Source organism: Parabacteroides sp. FAFU027 (assembly GCF_022808675.1).
Lineage (GTDB): Bacteria > Bacteroidota > Bacteroidia > Bacteroidales > UBA7332 > CAXXIC01.
Window position 1 is genome coordinate 495,668 of sequence record NZ_JAKZKV010000003.1, and the last position, 26,639, is coordinate 522,306.

The 26,639-nt window shown below is 41.6% G+C and carries 10 protein-coding genes; all 10 read right to left on the minus strand.

What is annotated here, in order from left to right; all coding sequences use genetic code 11:
* Positions 1–100: 100 nt before the first annotated feature.
* The 10 genes from MLE17_RS07385 to MLE17_RS07430 all read right to left on the minus strand — a co-directional run bounded on the left by MLE17_RS07385 (position 101) and on the right by MLE17_RS07430 (position 26,492).
* The gene (locus MLE17_RS07385) at positions 101–6,088 is read right to left on the minus strand and encodes a beta strand repeat-containing protein (RefSeq protein ID WP_243348115.1); all 5,988 of its coding nucleotides are present in this window, start codon (positions 6,086–6,088) and stop codon (positions 101–103) included.
* Between the two features lie 415 nt (positions 6,089–6,503).
* Positions 6,504–9,167: a DUF4979 domain-containing protein gene (locus MLE17_RS07390; RefSeq protein WP_243348116.1), complete on the minus strand. Its 2,664-nt coding sequence runs from the start codon at positions 9,165–9,167 to the stop codon at positions 6,504–6,506.
* Between the two features lie 233 nt (positions 9,168–9,400).
* Positions 9,401–11,425, minus strand: coding sequence for a carbohydrate-binding protein (locus MLE17_RS07395; protein WP_243348117.1), 2,025 nt, complete (start codon positions 11,423–11,425; stop codon positions 9,401–9,403).
* A gap of 227 nt (positions 11,426–11,652) precedes the next feature.
* On the minus strand, positions 11,653–13,491 hold the full coding sequence (locus MLE17_RS07400) for a beta strand repeat-containing protein (protein WP_243348118.1): 1,839 nt from the start codon (positions 13,489–13,491) through the stop codon (positions 11,653–11,655).
* Positions 13,492–13,960: 469 nt separating this feature from the next.
* Entirely contained in the window at positions 13,961–14,563 is a 603-nt protein-coding gene (locus MLE17_RS07405) for a hypothetical protein (protein ID WP_243348119.1), read from the minus strand.
* A 25-nt stretch (positions 14,564–14,588) separates the two neighbouring features.
* Positions 14,589–15,533, minus strand: coding sequence for a DUF5017 domain-containing protein (locus tag MLE17_RS07410; protein WP_243348120.1), 945 nt, complete (start codon positions 15,531–15,533; stop codon positions 14,589–14,591).
* 26 nt (positions 15,534–15,559) lie between these two features.
* Positions 15,560–17,728 carry a RagB/SusD family nutrient uptake outer membrane protein gene (locus MLE17_RS07415; RefSeq protein ID WP_243348121.1) on the minus strand — a complete coding sequence of 723 codons (2,169 nt, stop codon included), beginning with the start codon at positions 17,726–17,728 and terminating at the stop codon, positions 15,560–15,562.
* A gap of 17 nt (positions 17,729–17,745) precedes the next feature.
* The gene (locus tag MLE17_RS07420) at positions 17,746–21,087 is read right to left on the minus strand and encodes a SusC/RagA family TonB-linked outer membrane protein (RefSeq protein WP_243348122.1); all 3,342 of its coding nucleotides are present in this window, start codon (positions 21,085–21,087) and stop codon (positions 17,746–17,748) included.
* Between the two features lie 809 nt (positions 21,088–21,896).
* Positions 21,897–24,662, minus strand: coding sequence for a two-component regulator propeller domain-containing protein (locus MLE17_RS07425; protein WP_243348123.1), 2,766 nt, complete (start codon positions 24,660–24,662; stop codon positions 21,897–21,899).
* 198 nt (positions 24,663–24,860) lie between these two features.
* Positions 24,861–26,492: an alpha/beta fold hydrolase gene (locus MLE17_RS07430; RefSeq protein ID WP_243348124.1), complete on the minus strand. Its 1,632-nt coding sequence runs from the start codon at positions 26,490–26,492 to the stop codon at positions 24,861–24,863.
* Positions 26,493–26,639 lie beyond the last annotated feature (147 nt).

Here is a 26,639-nt window from a genome sequence, read left to right on the forward strand (position 1 = left end):
TAATATTTTATGTTGCTGACTGTATTCTTTGAAACCTGCATATATTGGTCAACGCCAATATATGTCAGGTTTTCTTTATAATTTATCCTTGCTGAATTGATTAATAACAGTTCAATGGAACTGCCATATTGAACAGGTTAAAGTAATAGGGAGCTACGAATCCGGCTACCGGATTAAAGTTCATCTGCCAGGTAGTACCCATCGTGCCTGAAACAGGTGCAATGTTATTGGTAAAGCTTAAGATAGCCCATCTGCTGGTCAGATTATTGTACATATACAAGTCAGTAGCACCCGCATTGATTGTAGTTCCGTACCATGCCGTATAGGATGGATAGGTCGGTGAATAAGCCGAATTGGCATCTACCGAACCACCTGTAAATCCATATTTCATATAGGTCGGATAAGCATTTGGTCCTTTCGACGGCTCTATTTTCCAGGTTCTGTTCAACGCATAGTTGGTCGAATAGGAATAGTTTGCCGGGAAGTTACCAACTGCCACACTGGTTGAATAAACATCAGTAAATAGTGAAGAGTTTGTGCTTAACGATACCGGATTACCATAAATACTGGTGTAATCACCCGATGCAGGAGCTACAGCAATATTAAAGACTTTGGTATTGGATCCAGTTCCACATAGTCTTGAATAAGATGAGTTTATGCCGCCCATTACAACCCAGACATAGTTTGAACCGTAACCTGAAGTTGAATTGGTGGAAGGTCCGTAGAAGTTCGCAGCGCTTAATGGTGCCGCTGAAGCATCTAACAATCCACCATTTTCAATATTTACAAAGACAGCCTGAGTTGACTGAACTTTACACATGCTGAAATCTCCACCAACAATCAGTTTGCCGGCTGCACCGATATTCAGTTTAACTGCCTGAGCAGGAGAAGTGGCATCAGTGGTGGAGGTGATATAGACATTACCGCCCTTAAGGTCAAGTGTTCCCTGAATATCGTAAGTGATATTGCCTTGCTGTTCGGTAAATGAACCAGTAGATGAGAAAGTTGTACTATGCAGGCAACTGTTTGCGTTCAGGAAGGAAACGGTTTTACCTGCGTTTACAATTAACGTTCTTGAACCGGTAAATGCCGTTGCAGATGGATCAACCAAAGTCAATGCCGTTTTCTTAGCTGCAGATGTGGTATATCTGAATTGCACATCCTGGTCAATGACCGCAACGAGATTATTAGAACCGCCTAATGTATAGAGATTTCCAATGCCAGACTGACCTGTTCCGTTTAATATAAATGAAGCACAGTTCGATGCCAAAGCCAATGAAATACCGTCACCTACTGTACCAGCACTGCTTCCGATAGCACAACCGAAGAGTCCGTTATTGTGAATAGCTGAAGATGCTTTTCCAATTGTCAGAACAATCGGGGTAGAAGTGTAAGCGCTTACCGATGATTTCAAGACTGCTGTCGGCTCAATAGTTAATGAACCTACTCCGGCTTGAGTAGTAATCGTCACTGTATCTCCTGCACTGATTGTTACTGTACTGGTTGACGTCGGAGATAATACTGTTGCCGCCCAGGTTGACGACGTATTATCATATAGTTCCCAGGTTGTTGAACCATTCCAGTTTCCATTTGCTTTTGAACGGAAAACATCACTGAAGGTTCCCCCTCCACCATTTACATATACTGCTCCAGGGACCGGATTCACGATGGTGAATGGAGAAAATGAATTGATATTTTCAAGTGTTGCAGTCTTCGCCGTTGTAGTTCCAATACCGGGTGTGACCGCTCCAGAGCCCACATACTCCCAATTACCGGAAGTATTGTTATGCAGTAGCGCAATATCAGCTCCACTATTATCAAAGCTTGCATTAGCATCAGTGCTGCCATTATAGCCTAAAGTAAGCGTAGTCGCTGAAGGAGTTACCGGTGTAATGTTCCAGGTACGGTTCAATGATTTCGCCGGAAGGATTGTGGCATCCGTTGTAGGCAAGGCTGGTGTATTTCCTTCATTTACGCTGGTGTAAAAGTTGCTGGCCGTAGCAGGATTCAGCGTTACCGGATTGAAGGTAGTAGCAGTACCAATTGGAAATGTAGTAGATGTTGCAGCCGGAGCATTCATCACCAATAAACCTGAACCATTGGTCACGATGTAAGATGAATTTGATGGAGCTGCGATTGAACCTGTTGAACCGATAATCAGATTATTGTTGCCAAGAAAAAGTTTACCACTGGTCAGGGTCAATACGCCGGTAATCGTCGGAGCAGTAGCCAATGTCAAGCCACTGGCATTATTAACAACCAGATTTTTAACGGTAGCAAGACCGGTTCCGGTTGTTTGAGGGGTAGTTCCGTTAAACACGATGGTACAGTTAGTCATATTGGAATAATCCTGAAGGGCACCGTTGGTTACATACAGAGTGTTACCAACAGTTGGAGCCCCAAGTACACCTGCTGCATTATTAATCGTCAGGTTATCGATTGAGTATCCGTTAGGCACGATAGTTTGTTGAGTAGTTCCACCCATTATTACGGCACTTCCGGTAATGCCTCCTGTGGCCAATGTCAATGTTCCTCTGACCGTCATCGGATTAGCAAGACTGATACCACTGGTATTATTCACTGTCAGGTTATAGAATGAAAGTGTAGGAACAGTACCCCCTCCGGTTGTTGCCAAAAAGGTTTGTGCGCCATTGTAGTTAAATGCGACATTGGAACCGTCTTCCGCCACAATTGCCGAAGTCTGGTTAGCCAGTGCAGTGTACATTTTCACAATGTTTGCCAGTTTCAATGTTCCGCCGTTTTTCACATCCACAAGTACAGCCTGTGTATTACCCGCAAAAGAACAGGTATTCAGGTTGAAAGTTGTACTGGTATAAGATGATGCCATATCAAGGGTTCCTGAAATAATGTAGGTGCAGTTACCCTGGTTGGCTGAAGAGCTTGCATAGTTGTTGACCAATTCATCGGCTTGTGTATTTGTGTTTTTTGAACCATGGAAAGCACAGTTTCCGCGGAATGTAACAGTAGCGCCTGCTGCAATCGTAAGTGTGCGGTCATACACACAGGTTCCGTTCTGAAGAGTCAGTGTCGGTTCAATATTGGCAGCACCACCATTATCCCGGTCCAGATACATATCATGGTTGATAACAATATCCAAAGTGCGTGAATTTGCATCAACCGCGGGACGTAATCCTGAAACACCAATAACTCCTGAAGCGGCTCCGTTTACTGTAAAGGTTTTGGCATTACCACTTACCTGAATATCAATACCGTCATTCGCCCATTTAGTTGAGTTACCGAGAGTACCATTTACAGTCAGAACGGCATCATTACCGGCAGCACCATTCCCTAATGTCAAAGCATAACGTGAAGTTGTGGTAGCTGCAATGCTTGAATTCAGCACCGCACCCTCCGCTATGGTTATATTTTGGGCAGATACATTTGCCGACATTTGCATGGTTCCTGAAGCGACATTGATGTCACCTGATGATACAATCGGACTTGTAACAGTATAAACGCCACTGCCGTTTAAGGTAAAAATGCTTACCGAACCTGATACCGGAGAAATCTCATAACCTGAATTGGTTGCTGTAGTTCCTACATAATTTACAGGAATACTACCACTATAAACGGGAGCAGAAATCAACATACCCGCAGTACGGGTAACAGACCCGGTAACAGTTATAATATTTGAACTGTTATTCAAAATACCGGCAGTAAGTGCCAATGCTTTTACCTGAGCAGCATTTGACAGACTCAGTGTTCCGGCACCATTAATTGTCAAAGTTCCGACATTGCCGGATGAAGGACTTAAAATCAATCCGGTAGCCGTAGTCCCGGTACCGGTAAACGTAACCGGCAAGTCTGCACTATAAACCGGAGCAGTCCCACTGATTCCACCGGCGATAACAGTTAAATCTGTGTTCACAATGAGTGTTCCATTATTTGTCACTCCATAAATATCATTGAGGGTCAAATGATTGACAGACATAGTACCCGTGATGGCCTGTGCTACTGTTCCGGAAAGTTTATATGCTCCATTTCCAGACAATGAACCATTTACAGAAATATCGGCTCCAGTGATATTCAGAGTTCCGTTATTGGTAATCGATGCTCCACTAGCAACGTTCAAGCCTTTAATATCATAAGACGAAGAAATAACAGGATAGGTTGCTAAAGATGTAGGGATAACAACATCAAGAGTATTATCTGGCACTCCGTTTGACCAGTTACCACTTTTTGACCAATCGTTGTCAACCGCACCGGTCCAGGTCGTATTGGTTGGAGCCAAACGAACAACCTTACCGGTATTACCTATTACATAAAGATTATTGGTTGTAGGGATAGTTAATCCGGTTGCAGAGACGGTATAAGGGTCAGTCCCCGCTGGAGTATTCACATTTACTGCAGTCCATGCACTGGTGTAGTTACCTAAATCACAGGTAGAAGCGACATCAAATGCAGAAGCTTTATTTGAACCGTTAAACTGGAAAGTAATATCAGAAGTCGAAGCAGAACTTCCGGTTACGGACCATTGCAGATTTACAATCTTAGTAGCATCTTCTACCGCATTATCAATCGTCGTTTTGACTTTGGTTGTGATATTGGGAGTTCCGGTTGTATTGGCAAGGGTTAGCGGTGTATAGCTACCCACACCAATCGGGAATAATGAGGAAGCAGTCGTAACACCATTTCTTGTGAAGCTTCCGCCATTGGTCAGGTCAATATAATTGGAAGAACTGACTCCACTCAATGACGCATTGTTTCCTAATGTGATTGCGCCGGTATTATTGGTTAATTTTCCCCCAAGAGTTAAGATTCCGTTAATTGACAGATTGCTCGCACCTGCCAAAGTCGTAGCCGCACCAAGTGTCAGGTTTTGCCCCATTGTCAAATCATTATTCAGGGTAAGAGTCGTCGCGCTTGTACTTGTGAATGATACATTAGAATTGGAATTCCCCAACAAAGAATAAGGCGATGCGGTTACTGAAAAAGTATTTCCAGTGGGGAATGTTTGATAAGCCGTTCCGGCATAAGTAATTGTTCCACCTGTAGCGACATTTACAGCCAACGTTTGAGTAGAGTAGAATTTTTCAACTTTGATAGTGCTTCCACATTTCAGGACACCATTAGCTCCGAGATTAATAACCTGCTTATTTTTCTGTCCGGTACTATCGGTAGCTGCATTATTCGGACATGCAAAATAGATTGATGCCGCTGAGGCATCCAATGTTCCATTGATATTATAGTTGTTGTTACAATCGGTACTTGTATTCGAAGCGCTGTTGGCAAACCAGCTACCGGATGTCAATGTAACCGTTTTACCACTATTGATGGTAAATGAACGGTTAGAACCACTACTTACACTATTACTTTTAGCCAGATAAACCGCATTTCCGGAATTGGCAGTTAAAGTCATATCCCGGTCAATGATAATATTACATCTGGGAGAGTAATTATCAGCATTGATTTTTTGAAGGATATATGTTCCTGAACCGGTAAAAGTCAGGTTTACATTACCATTATAACTCCCCCCCATAGTAACTAAAGCACCGGCATTGGCAGCCCAGGAAGCAGCCCCTATGTTACCGTTATTGGTTATCGTGATATTACTACCGTCTGCTCCACAGAAGAACCACCGCGAACCTGCCGCAAAATAGAGTTTTCCACCTGATGCTACGGTTATATTAGCTCCGGTCGTAGTACTGTTACCCATAATCCATTTTTGGGCATCGTTGACTGTACCGGTTGACTCTACATACACATTTCCCAGGAACTGAGAATTCTCAGTTCCATAGTCTGTTGATGAATTTCGACAATTCAATGTTCCAAGAATATGCAGGTCTTTGGCTATAAATTTAAAGGAACCTCCGGTGTTATTGCCAGACTGTGGATATACAATTACACCAGCCGGAATCCAGACATTATTCGATGTAGTCGGTATCGCCGATGACATACCAGAATATCCACCGGAACCGTTGGATACACTCCAGTTAGATGCTGTATGCCAACTACCTCCGGATGTACCCGTATAAACCAGGTCTCCGGAAGCCTGCGCAAACAGGTTACTTTGCCATAACGCCAAAACCATTATGGCGGCAATTAAGGGGAAAAGTTTTCTTTTCATGTAATGAAATTAATAGATTAATAATTGGATAGTTCTCTGTTAATTGGTTATTTTGACCTATTAACTCAATTGATTAAAAGAGGAATTTTATCCGGATGAATTTTCCGGCAAGAAAGAGGTAAAATAATGCTTCATGGATTAATCGATTTGATTTTTGGTGAAGCAAATATAGAGACACCAATATGCAATGCCCAAATGCAAATCACCGGATAAAGTCTCATTATGAGAAATGAGACTCTTTTTTACCAAGGGGGCTATATTGCAATCATATAAATCACAATAAAACAACCATCTTCAGAGAAACAACGAATTTCATATACATAAAAACACAATATTTCCTTCACAAAAAAGCGCGATGTCATCCCCTTTTCAGAGAAACATCGCGCTGATAAAAAGATAGGTTGTTCCTTTTTTACTAATTACTTTTTTCAGACTTCAAAAATGCTTTCAGCTCATCCACACTCTTAAAGGTCTTTACCCAACATATAGTATAGCCCTCTTCTGTACTGGTTACATCAGCTACTTTCAAAGATAATCCTGCCGGAATGACAGTTGCTTCTGTTTTGGAGATAAAGCTATTCATCTCTTTTGAGACAAACGGAGTCGTAGACAGGTCATAATAAATCACGTTATCCCCCATTTTCTTGAATTTATTTGAACCGTTTCCGAAAGTCCCCAGGTTGCTAGCCAATTGGAGATTTGCAACTTCAGGAAAAGTACCTTTAAAAGCCAGAATCGGATAGTTTCCGGCGTGCAGTGCTAGTTCTGCATTCCGTTTTATATCTCCACGAAGTTTACCATTTTCCATGGTGGTAAAAATCACCTTCAATGCATTATCAACTATTTCAGAAGAGGCTCCGTTTGTTGCAACAACCCAAAGCTTATTATCCTCCTTGAAGCAATCATCAACCAGCCCGATGTGTGATACCGCTTTTACAGGTAGAGAAAGCTGCTCCTGACCATCCACTGCCGTTACGGCTACCCAATAATAATATTCAACATTCGCTGCACAGCTTCTGTCATTAAAGCTATCGCCTGACACATTATCTTCCAAGACAGTCGCCGCCTTAAAATCCAGGGTTGTTCCACGGTATATTTTCTGAGATTTCGCCAGGATATTTTCCATAGTCCAATCCAGTTGAATACTAGTCTTAGTCTCTTTAGCTTTCAGCACCACTTTTTTCGGCCCGGCGGGATTCAGCTCAATCTGAATATTATTCAGTGTAAAAGCATTCGCAGCTCCATCAAAGTAGATTCTTATGGATTGCACTCCTGCTGAAAGGGGGATCTGTTTAGCAATGGTCACTGTCTTGAAATCAGTTGCTGCTGTCGAACTTTCACCGCCGAAAGGCACATTTACCCAAGTCGTTTTATCTGCTCCATCAAAAGCAACCTTGATTTTACCGTTACTATTGGCTGCCGCATAATTGATTTTTACATCGTAAGCTGAATTGATAGGAATATTGACTGTGTAATTGAGCCATTCACCCGGCTGGATATTTACCACCTGATAGCCACCGGTCGGGCAAGTAGAAATATCAACAGATTCTCCCGTACGATATTTCCCTCCGGTATTGGTCGGCGTTAGGTCATTATATGATTTACCATTGGCTTTAGTTTGAAAAAAGTCGAAATCCTCCGCTTCAATTTTCCCGGGAATAGTAGGCAATGCAAAAACAGGACGACCGTTGACAAATGTACATGGGTCTCCGGCACAATCTTTCGGACGATGGAAGGTCAGGCCCCCCCACCCCGGATGGTCCACGTCGAATCCGCCCTGCTCTACTCCGGTTTCTTTTTGGACTATATCCAAAGTCCGACGAGTCCATTTTACAGAATCATCCTTCATTTGTAAACGCCCCTGATAGTGCCCCAATACCAATTCTTCTATCGGCGTCTGGCCTGATACGACATTAACACCTCTGGTTAAACGATTCAAATCGTTTCCATTGTAGGGGTTGGGGGCTTTGGACAACCAGCGTCCACTGCGGTCTTTTCGTTGGATAAATTCGCCTGATTGCTCGGTAGGCTCCCAGGGTTTAGGCTGGTCCGGAAAAGAGTATTTATATGAAAGGTTGTATCGCAGAGCATATTCCATTCCTTTCAGTGGTCTGTTATTGAGAAAGCTATAGATATCGTCGCCCTGATTCCAGGCCATTTCACATATCGTCAGGATAATGGATACCCCCAAGACAGCATGCCCCTGGTCACGGGAAGTCTCCTGCCCTTGTCCGGTTTCCCATATATAATTTTCAATCGCCTCATTGTAACCATAATCCTCTATCTTTTTGTCCGGTGCAAATGGCGCGGTGATTTTGAATTCATCGTAGTAGGCATTCGACGAGGGCAAAGGAGAGGTAGTCGTTACCGGAGGACCAGCAGGATAAGGTAGATCATCGGGACGATGAGGCAAGCCTTTTAACGCACGCAATGCCCGGTCATACATAATCTCATTATCCAGGAAAATTCCCATGGCCATTACCCCCCGGTATCCGAACAATCCCTGATTACCGTGACGAACGGCGTCACCGTTATACATATACCAATAGAAAGTTACATCACCGTTTTTAATTGCTTGTGTGGGTACTTCTTTACTGGAATAACCCGGATAAACAATCATCGCTTTAAACTTATCAATATCCTCTTTTTTCCATCCGGGATAAGTATTTTTGATGATTTCGACAGCCTCAACAATTTTCCAAATCACACGACCGGCATCAAGACAGTCGGTACCTCCGGTTTTCATCCGCTTCAGGTTTGACCAGGCTTTAAATATCTGGACAGCTTTTTCGGCATGACGTTTATCTCCGGTAATATACCACATCAGAGAGTTGTAGTAGGCCGCGAGTCCGTCAAATTTAAGCTTGTTGTAATCTCCGGTAGTGGTAATCAGTTCTGTTCTGGAACTGTCCCCCATTACTTTATAATTGTAGCTGGCATACTTATTTTCCTGTAACCGGGCATAAGTAGTTTTCCAGGGATCAATACCGGCATTAACCATATCTTTCATCCGTTGCAGGTCGGATAGTTTATGTGAAATACCGGGATGGACAAACGTTCGCTGAGCAACGGCAAACATGGGTAGGACAGAAAGAATTAATAGCAGATTAATCTTCCGTAAACGGGTTAATAATGTAGACGAATTCACTTTACGAATAGGTTATTATGGGTTTGTATTCAGATTCATTCGGCATTCCGATATAAAAAAGGAAGCTTTACAAAAATCATCATTTCAGGGAAATAACACAGGAAATTTCGTGCATTTCTAGTCTCATATTCCAAAGTAAGACTCATTTCGGCATAAGGATATTATTAGATCACTACTTTGAATCTCTGTGAATTATCTCGTGACTGAACGTTCAGGATATATATCCCTTTGGGTAAAGAGAATGAAACTGGATCGGTTGTAACCTGAAATGACCTCACTTGTGTACCGTTGATGGCAAAAACAGTCAGCATATCATTGGGCAAAACGCCATTTATATAAATCCGGTTTTCCTCTGTAAAGACTCGATACGATGAACTTATTCTTACCTCATCCGTCGCAGTAGTTTCTGACAGAATGGAAATAGAATTCAGTTCCAGATTATTTGATACACCCGAAACATATGCACGTAAATCCTGTATTCCGGAAGTCAGACTTGCTGCTCCACTTAAGGTATAATCCGACCAGATACCAGCACCCGTGGAGGGTAATGCGATTTCTGTGGTTTTATCTGTTCCGCCTAAAGCTATTTTCAATCTTGAACCGGATAATGGAGCGGAATAGTTTACTTTAATTGAATATTTCTGAGTAGATGGAACGTAAACGGTATAGGCCAGCCATTCTCCGGCCGCCATATCGCTGACTTTATACCCTCCGGCAGAACAGCTTTTTATTGTAACTGCACTATCAGGGCGATAATCGTTAGCCACCTTCGTTCCTGACAATTCGTAAAAGGTCCGGCTCTGTCCCTGTGCGGAAAAAAAGTCGAAATCTTCGGCTTCCACTTTGCCCGGCAGCATATGAATTCCGTAAACGGGTTGCCTATTAACAAATGTACACGGATCGCCCGGACAATTATCTACCCTGTGAAAAGTTAACCCACCAAATCCGGGATGATCCACCTGAAATCCCTGCTGCTCATAACCAAAGTTTTTTCGGGAAATACTATCACATCTGACCGTCCATTTATATTGTGATTGAGGTAAATTCAATCTTGATTTATAATGCCCTAGTACCATCTCCCAAACAGGGGCATTTCCGGAAGTAACAAAAGTACCTCTGGTTACATTCACAAAGTCGCTTTCGGAATAAGGATTTATAGCCTTTGAATACCATCTGGCACTACGGTCTCGTCGTTGAATAAATTCTCCGGTAGAGACCGTTGGCTCCCAGGATGTAAGCTGATCTGTGAATGAAAAATTGTAAGAGACATTATAATGGTTATAGAATTCAAGACCCAACAATGGTCTATAATTCAAAAAGCTGTAAATATCCTCCCCTTGGTTCCAGGCCATCTCACACATCGTATTAATGATGGATACCCCCAACAAAGCATGACTTTGATCACGGGAAGACTCCTGGCTTTGACCATTTTCCCAGATATAATTCTTTATCACCTCGTTATATCCATAATCTTCTATTGTTGATTGAATATAGGGTGCACTCAGAGTATATGTATCAAAATAGCTATTCGTAGCTGAAGGGGAAGAACTGACAATCGTCGGACCTGACACATAAGGCAAATCATCCGAACGGTGAGCCTGACCTTTAAGATAGCGCAATGCACGGTCGAACATTATCTCATTGTCCATAAAAATACCCATCGCCATGATACCCCTGATTCCAAAAAGGCCTTGGTTGCCATGACGTCCAAAGTCTCCATTAAACATCGCCCAGTAAAACGAATGTTCTGCGTCACCTGAGTGGTCAACTGATGTAGAATAACCGGGATAAACCAACATCGCTTTAAACGCGTCAATATCTGTCTGTTGCCAACCGGTGTAGGTATTTTTGATAATTTCAGCTCCTTCCAGCAACTTCCAGATGACACGACCTGCCCCCAGACTTTCTGTCGCAGAAACGATGCTGCGAATATTCTTCATGGCATTAAATATCTGCACACACTTTTGGGCATGGCGCACATCTCCTGTAATATACCACATCAGAGAGTTGTAGTAAGCGGCCAATGCATCGTATTTAAACTTCTCGTAATTAGATGACAAATTTTCCACTACCCGAACAGAGTCTGTTTTCCACTGTACAGTGTAAGTATATTTGGCATAACTATTAGCCTGTAACTTTGTAAACGATGAAGTCCAGGGCTCTTTGCCGGCCTGTACCATATATTTCATCCGCTCCAAATCTGATAATTTGTGAGAAATACCGGGGTGTACAAAGTTGCGGGAAAATATTAGTTGAATAGAGAAAAGCATCACAAAAATCAGAAGCAATTTTCTGCAGTATATTTTTTGAATCATGGGTGAATTAGGGTCAATAGGATAAGGTCAGAAAAAGAGACCGGAGAAAACAAAACGAATCCTCCGGTTACTCATAGATATATTACAACACACTAAACTTATTATCTCACATAAACTTTTACGGATTTACCTCCTGCATTTACGATATATAGTCCATTAGGAAGTTCAATAGACATTTGGCTAGAAGAAGCAGTTAGAACGATAACTTTACTTCCACTTACTGTATAGACAGTTATTACATCACCAATATTTGCATTGGCAATAATCACTTTCCCATTAGCACTATAAACTAATACACTCTCGTTTTGAATTGATTTTACACCTGTAGTGCCTGATCCTCCTGTCGCAAAAGAGTTGGAAAAAGTGCTGGTTGTTGCCGTGTAAACTCCGTTATTGTAAGTATCAGCAATAACATCATATGAAGTCCCATTCCAATGGAAAATAACAGTACCGACATTGTAAGTCGCAGTAGTAGGAGTCAATGAAACTACAGTTGAAGAAGCTGCAGTTGGAGTCAGTTTCCACTCTTCCGCATTGAGGCTATAACCACTTGGAGCAGCTCCGGCATGGCTGGCACTCACTCTCGCAGCAAAAGTTGTCGCTGTAGCAGGATTTACTGAAGCTGGAGCATAAGCCGTAGTGGATGGGCCAATCGGGAAAACAGTAGTTGCAGATGCGGCTGCAGGAGTGTTTAGCACACCGGCACCATCAGTTACAACGTAGCTACTGGATGAACCGCCGCTGATAGCAGTCGAAACGTTTAGATTATTCGCACCCAGAGAAATAGTACCGGCTGTCAATGTCAGATTATTGGTGGTCGTAGCCACCGGAAGGGTTACTCCTCCTGTATTATTCATAATCAGGTTAGAGAAAACGGTCATATACTTCTGGTTTGTACCTGTAAATGTCACTGCTGTAGCTCCGCTATACTCAACCGTTGAACCGGCTGCAAAATCATAAACGATAGACTGTGTAGCGGGCTGACTCACATCTGTGTTTATCTTTCCGCCTAAGATTAATTTTCCGGCAGCACCAATTCGGAGAGTGAGTGCCTGAGTAGAACTTGAAGTATTCGAAGTTGTATTCAACCACAATCCACCTCCGGTACCGGTATTCAAAGTACCCTGAATGTCATAGGTGATATTACCGCCTGTACCTGTAGGATATGCAGTACCTGTTTGTCCATGCAGTAACGCATTGCCACTATTTGAGAAGGTTACCGTTTTACCCGCATTAATGGTCAGTGTTTTTGCGACTGCTCCATTGGTTCCGCTTACAATGCTTAAGGTTGGAGTTGCACTGGCATTATTCAGAATAGCTGCATCCATATCAATGACAATATTCTGAGTACGTGCATTTCCTGATACGATTTGGAATCTCGCAATATTAAACTTCCCGGAACCTGTTACCAGAGTTGTATATCCGGCATCACAGAACAAACGGATACCGCTTCCTGCAGTAGTTGTTGCTGATGAAGAACCAAATTGACCATCCACCTGAATAGTGCAAGTTGAAGAAGAGGAGTTAATTCCACTTCCCACGGTTACACTACTAACATACCCCGCATTTGCAGTTGTAGAAGTAAGTATACCGGTACTCTCAATAGTAAGATTTCCGTTTGCTTTAACAGATTGTCCGGATGTTGTCGAAGCGCCCAAGGTTAATGTTCCGGCAATGTGCAGATCTTTCGCTAATCCTACTGTTGATGTAGTAATGGTCAAAGAACGACCGACGGGTATCCAGACATTATTAGTTATTGCCGGAAGAACAGTTGCAGCAGTAGTTCCACCAGCCCCATCCGAAATACCCCAGGTAGCGACTGTGTTGTAATCACCGTCTGCGATTGCGATATATTCGCCGGAAGCCTGTGCAAATGCATTTGTGTTTATGCCCCAAAACGCTGCACAAACGACGACTAAAGTAAAAATTCTCACTTTCATAGTTGTTCAAATTAAGTTATTTAAAATATCTTCAAAATACAAATATCATAATCATTTCGATTGAGCTGCTAAAAAACTCTTTAAGTCATCAATTGAAGCATTAGAAATGCGTGTTTTCGCGTTTGCATTATTACATGTATTATTTTAAGTTATAAAAAACACTAGGCATCCGGTTAATTCTACTTTAACAAAATTGCTCTCTTAATGGTTGATAAATCAGGAACTAATGTTCACTGCAAATATATTATACCAGAAAAAAAAGTGGAAGAATTAATTCAGGCAAGTGGTCTCATTTCCCATTTTGCGACTATTTTCACTGACACGAGACCGCCACACCAACATCAACCAGTTATATAACAAACACTTGCACCACGCCCCGAGTATTTAACCCATCTATTCGATGGGTATAAAAAAATGCGACTCTACCATCAAATCGGAAGAGTCGCATACATAATATTCAATAGATTAGTTAGTCATTCTTGTAGAATGTTCGGACGAACTTCACCTGTCCACGGGCAATGCCGTATCCGACCGTACTCACGCCATTAATCGGAACGGTGTGGGCTTTACTGGTACTCCTAACCGCATCTAAGTCGGCAGTCGTAACCGTAAAATACCATTTACCGGCTCTCAGTTGAACTTCATCTTCATCTCGAAGCATTGTACTTTCCATCTTGTAAGCAACTACCCAACCGGATTTACCGGACAACGCTGTATTTACATCCCACATTGAATAGGCAGATACAAAAACGCTGGAATCAGCAGGAGAAAATATCTGCGCCTTTATAGCAGCATTAGGCAGATTGTACCATGTAATCCGGACGGTAAATACCTTGGAATTATTATCCAGTGTAGCATAGAACTTTGTTCTGACGCGAGCCAGGGCTGTGTCTCCTGTCGCCAGAGTAGTATCAAGTCCTGCCTGTTTTGCATCTCCATAGCCCTCAAATACAGACACACCATAATCAGTATAGGGAGTCTCTTCATCCGCATTCTTACAGCCCGGCATTACCATTAAGATAAACATGGCCATCACGGATAGTATTGTATAAACAAATTGTTTTCTCTTCATATTGAATTGATTTATCTGATTATTATTACGGATTTACAACCTTTACAATCATCTGTCTAACCACATCTTTAGCGGTATCGTAAGATTGGTTTTTAGCCACAAATGATGCAGTAAACACTCCGGTTTGTGTGAACACATAAGAATACGAAGTGATTAAACCTGTTGTTTTAAGACTCTTAACAACAAGTCCGGCATCAGCCGGCACACATCTCATATCCAATGCCCGTGAAATTACCCAGTCTTCGTCCCCTGCAGTACCAACACTTTTAGCATTAATGGCAAATGTCAGCGTCGAATTTGAGAAATACCAATAGTTGGAACTGTTTTTCAAACTCTTAGTTACAAAACCGGCTGATCTCATATCATTCGCTAACTGATATGTAATACCATTGGAGAAATAATTGGTAAATGAAAATGCAGTAATCATCCATGGTTTAGTGATATCCGTAGTGGTTTTGATAGAATCAGAGACAAACCGGAAAGCAAAATAGACCGGACGTTTTTTATCAATCCCCGAAATGGTATCTATACGAACTTTTCCAGATTCGACAGCTGTTGTAGTCGTTGCTAACTTAAACTTTTGCGTAACCGGCACCCAGGTCGCTTTTTTGATATTGGCAGAATCCATTGTTCCTGTAAAGTCGTTAGATGCCAACACGGTAAGCGTCCCTGTTGTTCCTGTTGTTGCGCCCAGTTTGGTTGAGAAGTAGACAAGGCTCGAATCTCCATCACGCTGGGCTACTCCCGAATAACGATATTCATAACCGGGTGTCCCGGGAAAAAAAGTTATATAATCCGGATTTCCCGTAAAATTAAAATTCACTGTATCTCCCTTTGTGATGACAATGGTATCTCCTGCTTTGGCAACGATATTGGTATTTACGGTAAAATCATCCGGTGTATTGACAGCTACGTCGTTACATGAGAATAACGCAACTGATGTGAGTAATATGAATATTAGCTTCTTCATAAATTCAGTTTTTTCAGTATTAAAAATTAATAGCCCGGATTCTGAGTTAATTTGTAGTTGAGATTAAGCTCCCGCAAAGGAATCGGCCAATAAAGGTCTTTTGTTCCAATGTTGGTAACCGGATACATAACGTCACTGTTTATGTAAATGACATCATTGGCGGAAAGCTCTGCAGTTCCAGGTATTATCATTTTCCATTTGAACTTCTGGAAATAAGATGAGTTTGAACCATCTGCATTTTTGATATAAAAACCGGTAAGATTCGTCGCATTCAGGTCATTTGCCAAATCCTTAACCATAGGAATCAGGATACCCCATCTTCGAAGGTCTTGCAAACGTAATGCTTCAAAACACAGCTCATGGTAGCGTTCCATCATGATAGCCGCACGGAAGTCATTCTTATTCAGACCGCTAAGATTTACATTTGGCATATCACTGAGGTATGCAACCGCTTTAGCGGCTGTTCCTACATAATAGAATACCGCACCGGTAGTCGCTGCCGCTGAAGAACCTGATGAGTTGGTTGGCGCAGTTGTCGTGGTAGTACCTGCCATCGTTACCGTGTAGAGCTTACCATTAGGAGCTGCTACCTGATCACCGACTTTGTAAGGTGTATTTGCAGCCCAACCATTTCCGATTGTAACGGTCGGAGCCGTGGTATATCCACTCCCTTGTACTGTAAGCAGAGGATAAATTGTTCTGTTTGTAGTTGTACTCATCAGATACTGACTGGCAATCGTAACTTCAGCTCCGGAGCCTCCGCCTCCAGAAACAGTTACAACAGGATCTGATGTATACCCAGTACCTGTAGTCCAGCTTATGTGATCTACAACACGACTTGTTGAAATCGCTCTGGCCCGTACTTTATTGATTGCATCAAATTTGGTAAGCGTACATCCATTGACAGTCGTACTATCTATTTCATTCAGAGCTTCAGCATACATCAGTAATACATCAGCATAACGCAATACCGGAAAGTTCTCAGCAGAACTGTTCTTCACCAAACGACTTGATACAGGTTCATACTCTCTACGCCATTTCCCCGCTGATCTTGACCACAATTTAGTAGTATCCAATGGTACTTTTGCATCATTGTAATAGTTTGAAGCAGTTGTGCTGTATCCGGAGCTTTTGAATGAATAATTAGCTATATTCCAGTCTCTGCGCGAGTCTCCTGCTTCGTATGAAAGGAACAGACGCGGATGCGGTCTCAGATAGTTGTAGCAATAACCATCATAATCATCAGTCGTGGAACTTCTCAGATAAGAGTGAGTCGGTCCGCAATACACACCAATTGTACCACTCGCAGCGACTACCCCTACTCCAAACTGGTTAAATCCGATTTCCCAGATATTTTCAGTATTATATGCATTTTGCGCCTCATCAATAAATACCTGTTTATAGGAGCTCAACAGGTCATGAGTTCCGGCCTTAATCAATTTACTGGCCCAGATTGCCGATTGATGATAACATTCGCTCTGAGAGAATTTATTGGTACCATTAACAGGCTCTCCGGCTGCATACAAAAACACACGAGCCAGAATTCCCCGCACAGCGTCCTGCGTTACCCGGTCTGAATATCCCATAGATGCTGATGTCTGTCCATCCAACCATTTTTCTGACTGGATCATATCAGCTATAATCTGATCATACATTTCCTTTTCAGGAGTACGTTCAATCAATATATTATTTGGATCTTCAATAGATTGAGTCAACATTGGTACACCTCCAAACCACTGTGTAAGCAGAAAATAATAATAGCTTCTCAGAAAGAGAGCTTCACCCTTTGCTTTTCTTACATAGGTGGTATCCACTCCTCCTTTTGCAGCCGAAGCATCAATATTTGCCAACAACGTATTGGCATTATTAATTGACACATAACACTGCTGCCAAAAGTTCAATAACTGAGAGTTATCACTGGCCTGATTATTATAATAAGCATACGGATAAGTCGGATTGGATGTAAAAAAGAATGATTCATCCGTAGGAGCATTCTCATAGGCCGGATAAAACTGACCGTAAACATAAGCCGATTTAAGGCCCAGATAGCTTGCTGCCAGTGCACTTGTAATCAGGCTTTTGGAAGCGTACGAATTTGAAGGAGTCAAAGAACCGGTCGGCTCTGTATCCAGATAATCCTTACAAGATGTCAGGATGACGCCAAATATGGATAGAAACAATACTATTCGCTTCATAGATTGTAGTTTAAAGATTAAAGAGTTATAGTAGTACCCAAGGTTAACACTTTGGTTCTCGGGTACGGTGAAAAGTCAAATCCGGGTGTCAGGTTGCTACCCGATGCAGTCGACACTTCAGGGTCAATTCCCGAATAGCCTGTAATAGTCAACAGGTTTTGTCCCGAAATATAAAAACGGGCATTTGAAATACCCACTTTCTTAACCAGTTTCACAGGTACATTATATGCTAATTGTAAAGTCTTCAGACGCAGATATGATCCATCTTCAATCAGACGGGTTGACCAGGCACGGCTACCTCCAGCATGCGCATCTACTCTTGGATAAAGATTACTTGGATTGGTATAAGTCCAACGATTGGCATAGGTAGCATATTGATTGTAACGAATCATACCCACATAACCGGTAGTATTTGTACTAGGTGTATTCAACGAACCTTCCATTATCAGGCGGTTTGCATTGATAATGTCGTTTCCATACGACCATTGCAGAAACACACTCAAATCAAATCCTTTGTAAGAGAATGTATTGGTAAGACCTCCGAAATGAACCGGATAAGGGCTTCCGATGGTTGTCATATCATTCTGATCAATGTACCCGTCACCATTCAGGTCTTTAAATTTTACATCTCCCGGTTGGATACAGTTTTGCGCCGGATTGGAGTTGATGCTGTTAATTGTCTGTTTAGTTCCATAGTATGGAAGTCCTTCTTTAAGAACATAAGTATATCCTGACCCACCATTTTGCACTCTATAAAAGTCACTTAACTGATAATTGCCTTCACATATATATCCGTAAAACATGGCAACAGGAGAACCGACCTTTCCTATATACGCAGGATAAGATACTGTATTTGAGCCATAAAAATTCTTGTAGGTTAACAACTCTGTCTCCCCACTATTTAATGCTTTCAGGCGGTTACGGTTAAACGTAATATTGAAGTTTGAGGTCCATTTAAACGTCTTATTCGAAAAGTTCACAGTATTGATAGACAACTCAATACCACTATTACTTACTTTACCTACATTTTTAAGCGCACTACTTACACCAGAATAATATGGCATTGTTGCATTCAATAACAAGTCTTTTGTTTCACGGTTGTAATAATCCAGTTCAATATTCAACCGGCTTTTGAAAAGTGAAACATCAAGACCTATATCAGTTTGAATTCCGGTCTCCCATTTCAACGCTTTGTTTCCCATCTGTGAAAGATAAAGGGCGGCAGTATTTGCCTCATTAAAGGATACCAGATTCGAAGATGTGCTTGATGTCAATTTTGACAAATAAGCGTAATCATCGACCCTGTTATTACCCGTTGCGCCAAAGGATATGCGGAGTTTGGCATTATCCAGGTCCTTAACATTTTTCAGGAATTTCTCCTGATTAATTCTCCAGGCAAAAGCCCCTGACGGGAAGTACCCCCAACGGTTACCAGGTGCAAACTTCGAACTTCCATCAGCACGCATTGAGGCTGTAAATAAATATTTATCCATCAAGGTGTAATTTACACGACCTAAGAAAGATTCCATTCTGTTGGAAGAAGCATATGACGCAACAGAATAAGGCGTACCCAAATATAGGCCATTGATCCCAAGGCTTTCACTAGTCAGGTTCGTTGCGGCAAAACCAGAAGATGTAAGTTTATATTCCTGTGAAGTAAAACCAACCAATGCGTTTAGGACATTATTCTTATTGAACTTTTTATTGTAAGTCAACGTATTTTCATTCAATGTACTTGTTGTTTGTGAATTGCTTCGGCTTCCATTAACGCCATAAACTCTACCAAAACCGGAATAGGGATTTCCGTTTGCTGAACTTGAATTATTAAAGTTGTAAGCCTCATTCGTGTTTACAGTTTGGCCAAAAGTCGATTTAAACATTAAATCTTTAGTCAGTTTGTACTGCAAATATCCATTCGGAGTAAAGACTTTATTTACAGAAGAATTATCCGTATTAATAGTTGAAAGGTAAGGATTGATACGGGTCTGGTCTTCACTGTCTGCCAACGTATTCAGATAAGAATCGTAATCTTCAGTTGACATTTCCGCACCTAGAACAGGACGATACGTCCAAAGGTTAGTCATAAAAGAAAAATATGCACTACCGCCAAATTGTGAATTACCGGCAATGCCAGTAGTCGTGGCATTAGAATAGTTTACATTGATTCCTACCTTCAACTTATCCGTTATATCTTGGTCCAGGGTAAAACGCCCTTGATATCTGTCAAAGCCACTCTGAATGACCAAACCCTCCTGCCCTGTATAGGATGCAGAGACGGTATAGGCTGTCTTATTCGTTTTTGCCGAGAGTGAAATGGAGTGATTCTGGAAAGCAGGAGCATTTCTGGTACAGAGTTTCTGCCAGTCAATCCCAGCGACATTCTTATAGTTCTCAAATGTCAGATCTTTCACATTCAATCCGCTACCAGTGGTTAAATAAGTCCCAGTAGCATATCCGGGAGTTACGTCATTCTGCAAACGGACAAATTCGTATGCATCTAGCAATTCCATGGTTTTCACCGGTTTCTGAGCTCCGTAATAGCCATTATAAGTAATTGTCGGTTTTTCTGATTTACCCCGTTTGGTCGTAATCAAAACCACACCATTAGAACCCCGGGCTCCATAGATAGCTGTCGATGAAGCATCTTTCAACACATCAATCGATTCAATATCATTCGGATTGATGGAGTTAAAATTGGCTTCTTCCAGAGGAAATCCATCTACCACATACAACGGAGCTGTGCTTTGCGTCACCGAGCCCACCCCACGGATAACAATCTCGGCATTAGAACCCGGCTGTCCATCACCTGAAATGACCTGTACACCGGCTACACGTCCGGCCAAAGCTTCATCCAGTGATTTTACCGGAGCTTTCTGTAGCTCTTCCACGTCCACGCGACCAACTGCACCGGTCAGGTCTTTCCGTTTTGCTGTACCATAACCAACAACGACAACCTCTTCCATCATCTTATTATCCGCTTCCAGCGTAATTTTCAGGATTCGGTCTTTTCCAACCACACGGCTCTTCGCTTTAAAACCGATATAGGAAAACTGTAAGGTAGAATTCTCATTAGGAACCTTAACGCTAAACTTACCATCAATATCGGTAATGGTTCCACCTGCTGCTCCTTTGACAATTACATTGACCCCGATTAAGGGTTCGCCCTGTGCATCTGTTACGATACCATTTACCAGAATAGTCTTCTGCTGAGATGTCTGCTGCATCGATGCTTGTTCCATTACACCGGGACTCGCATAGAGCACAGTCGTGCACGACATCAGGCAAAGCAGCAACATCAGTCGTGCTTTGCGGGATAAACGGCTATACAATAACCGTCGAAAATCGAATTTAATTTTCATGCAATATGGATTTTAATTTAGGGATTTATCTATTCTGAATATCCATAAAATACCTCTTTACATTCCCGAAAAAACAGAAGGGCAATGGTGTGCTTTTCTAAAAAATTCTGTAGAATATTTTCCATGTACTAGTCTCTCTAAAAAACGGATCAAGGGTATAATAGGTTTGTTTGTATGGCACAAAAATATTCTACAAACTCCCGAAACACATTATATAAACTATTAAAGGTGGTCTCAATATGCATTTTGCGACCATTTTGCGATTTTAGCCTACAAGTGTATAAAAGACTACTTCACAACACATTACCAGCTCAATCCGGACATCAGGTCCATGGGGCATTAAAAATGGCTCTATAACGGTTTGTGTTGGTAGTCATCAATTCTATCTTCCTTTTGGGAAAGAATTTCCCTAAAGGATTTCGTGAAATAAATTATGATAAACTCTATCTAAATGATTTTAGCCACGAATTGAAAATCAACGAAGTTAATACACGAATTAAAAACAGCATATAACCTTTTGTTAGTCAGGTGAAATGAAATCGTAGTTTCACAAATCTTTTTTCATTACTGAAAAAAGAAAAGACACTTTCTTATTCGTGTATTCGTGGCTAAATAATTATGACTGCATCTGCCTTAAAAAGTATTACCCATACAAACCGTTATAGAGCCTTAAAAATAGTCTATCCGCAAAAAGAAAGTGGTGAAAAATCAGGCAGAAAGGTGAGACATGACACGTAAAAAAAAACGGACATCAGATTCACAATTCAGAAATCTGATATCCGTGGAAAAATGCAGCCCGGCTGAGATGATTACACCTCGGAACCGGCTCCTTTGAAATATTCACCAGGTGTCATACCCGTTGCTTTTTTAAATGCCCGATAGAAAGAGGCTTTTGAGAAAAATCCGCAGTCGAAAGCAATACCGGTTATTTTCAGGTTGGATTCTTTATCCGTTTTCATCCGTTCAATCAGCTCATTTACCCGGTACCCATTAATATAATCGGCAAAACTTTGCCCCTGAAACTGGTTAATGGCGTGCGATATTTCATTTTGTTGAATCTGGGTGGCTTCAGCAACATCGGATAGTTTCAGATTGACATTAAGAAATGGCTTCTCTTCTTCCATATATTTCCGCACCACCTCTAGAATTTCCTTACTTTTATCTTCATTGAATTTAAGTTTTACTGGCTCTTTAGTGGGTAATGATGAAAGTATCTGGTTCTTGATTTTAATCGCTGTCCGCTTAAAGTAATAGATAAATACCCAATAAAGAATAGCCACAACAATAAGAATACAAAAAATTATAAACCAGGTCGTTTGGTAAAAATAGTAACTTACGACGATAGGCAATACAGCTGGTCGTTTAGTCCATAAGCCCTCATTGTTAGCTCCATATACAATGAACTGATAATTCCCTGAAGGTAAATTATTATACTCCACGTTATTCACATTACCAAGGCTTCTCCATTCCTGATCATAGCCTTTTAACATAACCCGGAACCGGTTATCCTCCGGATTATAGAAGTTAAGTGCCGCAAAACTGATTTTCAGGCTATTCGATTTACCTTTGACTGTGATAGGATAATATTTACCCAAAAAACTTCTATCTAAAACCGGTACAACATCCCTGTTTTTAATCTGCACATCTGATATCACGGTTTCAGGGGCTATCGGATTTTCCTGGATATGCAATGGATTGAAATACATCAGACCGTTTTCACCCCCAAACCACAAATTACCCGAATCATCCTGTCCGTTTGCCGATTGCAGGAAGAAAAGGCCGGGAAGCCCATCCAACAACGAGAACGAACGAATTTTCCCTTTGGACAAACGAGCAAAGCCATTTTTTGTTGAAATCCACAAATCACCTCTCTGATCTTTTTGAACACCTACGACAGAGTTATCAGGTAATCCGTCTTTAACCGTATAGTGAGCTTTGAGATTAAGATTCTTATCAAAAAGATAAAGTCCTGCGTCGAATACGCAAACCCATACATTGCCATTTTCTTCACCCAAAAAGGAAACAGCCTGTCCTTTAGTCTTCGATAAATAAAATTCCGAACGAATAAACTTCTCTTTTTTGGAGTCATAGATAGCCAATCCCTTATCACATCCCACCCATACTCTTCCTGACCGATCACAATAAACGGATACAAAGACATTGGTTTTTAACTCATTTTCGCCACTAACAATTTTCACAATAGAGGGAGTTCCCTGGATATTACATTTTACGACTCCGCTATGAGTAGGAATCCAAACAAAGCCATCCGGAGCTTTTGAGGCTCCATAAACCTTGCCAGAAAGCAATGGTTCCTTATTTATAAAGGTAGAAAATTTCCGGGTAGCGAGATTAAAGACTGACATTCCTCCCCCAAAAGTGGAAATCAGGAAACTGCCTTCGTGGCCAAAGTAAGGCGAAATATTCAGAATAATATTGGAACGTAATCCTTCTCTGTCAATTCCAGCGGTGTACAACGTACTTTTACCGGATATTTCTGAGACAATGAGACCATCCCGTGTTCCAATCAGCTTGATACCTTTATACAAATAGAGTGACCGGGCAGTCTGTTTTTGGAGTGATTCATCCCCTCCGTATTTGTAGGTAGAAAATTTATTTTTATAGTTTTGGGTAAAGCATACGCCGGCGGAATAGGTCCCAATCCAAAGAACGCCATCCCGGTCATAAAGTAATGAATAAATCGAATTGGCCGGTAATGATAGCTCCCCTTTATAATTATGGGTAAGCCATTCCCGGATTTGCATGGTTTTCAAATCAAGCAGAGCGACACCGAATCCATTGGTCCCGACATAGGTCACCCCTCCTTTTCCTATAGTAAATGAAGTGATAATCCGATTATTAAATTGCGGAAGAGGTTTACACGTCTGATTTTTACTGTTGTAAATCAAAAGGCCATTATCAGTGCCAATAAGAACGAGTTCCTGTTCTAAGTGAATCCGGTTTACACTTTCGTAGCCGCAGGATTTCACAAAATCGAATTTTCGGGTTGCAGGATTAAACCGGCAAACGCCTTTAGAAGTTCCCATCCAAATCTTGTTGTCACGTCCTCTACTTAAACAGAGAATACGTACCGGCTCTCTGTTATACATAATCAGATATCGCTTTAACGACCGGGTACGAGCATTATAAATATCAAACCATCGATTTGAACTAATGTAATACACGGATTTATCAGGAGATACTTCCAGCGTACAGAAAGCTAACGAATCTTTATACTGAACCAGATGAACATATTCCCCTGTATTTCTGTCAAACTCGTAAACACCCTTAGAAGAACAGACCAACAACCGGGTACGATCTAATTCATCAATGTCAGAAACAAATGATTTGGCACAACCGGGAATAGGATACGTTTTCTTATCGCGACCATCGTAACGGGTTAGTCCACGGGCATTGCCAATCCAAACAAATCCCAGCGAGTCCCTATACAAAGATTTTAATTCCGTCAACTCATTCCCGTCCGACACAGGTAGTGTTTTGAATCGTATCTCTGCCCTGGGAAGAAGAAATAGAATACAGAAAAGTAAAAAGAGGATATAGCGGTGTTTCCTGTTCATTATTTTCATGGCTAAATTAGATAGACAAAAATAGACAATATATTTGTCTCAAAAAAGCCACTGAGAAAAAAACAGAAACTAACAGACAACAACTCATGGGAATCACTATTTTCGAAGACAGTCCTTACACCACCCACAATTACAGGTTATAAATCAACAACTTACAGAAAACAACATTATCTATTCCAATCAATAATTTTACCGGTAAATTTTGAAGCTTCGTACAACAGGTAAAGCCGTCTTCACTTTGGGCTCAACAGAGCGTCCGTACTGCCAGGCTACGATCGTCACTTTCACCGGATATTGGGCTCGTGGCGGGAGTTGCGTAAAGAATAAAGTATCACCAACGATCCTGACTGGCCCCTCTTGAACATAATAATATACCGGCATTCCACGATCTGATTTAGCATTCAGCTTAATGGATTTTATTCCGGATTTTACATCATCAAGGGAATCAAAGGATATTTTTTGCGCCACACCTTCTGTATTCGGATAGGGGAAATGCAGGGTAAATTGCTGGACTGTACTTTTATATTGCTCATCACCTTTATGAGTAGCGATTAACCAAATATCACTGGTTCGTTTTTTATTATTCAAACCCATATTGTAAAAACGGACTGTAAATGTGGTATCATTGACTTTCACTACAGGACCGCAAATACGATTGATCACAGGTTGACCAGCAGCATGTTCATCGCTACCCCTCAAGCGCAACGTATCAGTAAAGGCTGCACCAACATGAAAAGTCAACCCGTCATCTTCCGGCTCAAACTTGCCCACAATCCGGGCATGATTTTTGAGGTTAAATGGCAACAACTTTCCTTTTTGTGTAAAACCGATATATTGAGGCTTCTTCCCTCTTTCCCGGGCATAAAATTTTTCAGTAGCTTCAGCTATTTCCCGATCGAAGTACCAAAATGCATCGTTTGCATCGCCTTTGTATTTATTATATGGAGCTGCCGGAGCCAAAGGCATTTTATCAGGGCGGAAACGATCTGCCAACCATCCTTTTGAAGGATCGACCGGTTTTAACTTAACCGGCTTATTTATTGATGCTTTTGCAGGCAAACGATATGTGGACGCTTTTCGCAGAAAAAGACACAGGTAATCCACCATCTCATCCGAACAATCAAAGTGTCCATGCCCTGCATCTGCCAGAAATGAAACAGGAGCTTTGGGATATTTTGCACGATAGTCAAGAGCAGGCAGCACACGATCTTCCCACCATTCGTATTCCCCTTCTACCATTAATCCGGGAACACCTTCAATTGTGCGGTCTTCCCAATCGGGATTCGGGCGGCCGCTACCGGTCAGCTTAGTCAATGGAGCATCACCGTGTATTGAAAGAATAGCTAACGTGCGGCCGGGATTCCATGCCGCAAAATTCCACGGATAACTGGCTTGTGCGGAATGGCCTATCGGTACAACCGGGGCATACTCCAGTTCCTGATAACCGGAAACTTTAGCCAGATCCGTCATCATCTCATTAAACGTCTCTCCTATTCCCTTATGAAAATCAAAAGTAAGATCCATCATGGGTGAAAACCAAACGACAGCAAAACCAAGCTCGGACATCGTTTTCCGAAATAACGGATGCTCGAAGATGGACTCTTCCAACATATTTTGCTGCCCAACCACTACCGCATTTACCTGCTTACAGTTTGAGGGTATCCAGAGAAAAGCATTCGGATGATCATTCGTTTCAGAAGAGATTACTTTTTTGACAGGTACAGACCATTGCCATTCAACGGCTTTTATCGGAAATGCTATTACAGATAATAGCAATATTAGACCTCTCCATTTACATGACCTTGCGTGATTAGATTGCATATTGTAGTGTGAAGTATTATCATTGCTGTCCCATTAAAATCTAAAAAAGGTCTTTGATATATTTGAAATTTAGTCAGTTATAGTCGTTTTTGAATTAAACGGATTTCAATTTGCACTTTTGCACTTCATAATACGATTTGCAAATGC

Excerpts from the sequence above, each read along its gene's own strand:
- MLE17_RS07390 (WP_243348116.1), bottom strand. The coding sequence starts at position 9,167 with ATGTTTGCCGTTGCTCAGCGAACGTTTGTCCATCCCGGTATTTCACAT.
- MLE17_RS07405 (WP_243348119.1), bottom strand. The coding sequence starts at position 14,563 with ATGAAGAGAAAACAATTTGTTTATACAATACTATCCGTGATGGCCATG.
- MLE17_RS07430 (WP_243348124.1), bottom strand. The coding sequence starts at position 26,492 with ATGCAATCTAATCACGCAAGGTCATGTAAATGGAGAGGTCTAATATTG.
- MLE17_RS07395 (WP_243348117.1), bottom strand. The coding sequence starts at position 11,425 with ATGAAATATATGGTACAGGCCGGCAAAGAGCCCTGGACTTCATCGTTT.
- MLE17_RS07415 (WP_243348121.1), bottom strand. The coding sequence starts at position 17,728 with ATGAAGCGAATAGTATTGTTTCTATCCATATTTGGCGTCATCCTGACA.
- MLE17_RS07425 (WP_243348123.1), bottom strand. The coding sequence starts at position 24,662 with ATGAACAGGAAACACCGCTATATCCTCTTTTTACTTTTCTGTATTCTA.
- MLE17_RS07420 (WP_243348122.1), bottom strand. The coding sequence starts at position 21,087 with ATGAAAATTAAATTCGATTTTCGACGGTTATTGTATAGCCGTTTATCC.
- MLE17_RS07400 (WP_243348118.1), bottom strand. The coding sequence starts at position 13,491 with ATGAAAGTGAGAATTTTTACTTTAGTCGTCGTTTGTGCAGCGTTTTGG.
- MLE17_RS07410 (WP_243348120.1), bottom strand. The coding sequence starts at position 15,533 with ATGAAGAAGCTAATATTCATATTACTCACATCAGTTGCGTTATTCTCA.
- MLE17_RS07385 (WP_243348115.1), bottom strand. The coding sequence starts at position 6,088 with ATGAAAAGAAAACTTTTCCCCTTAATTGCCGCCATAATGGTTTTGGCG.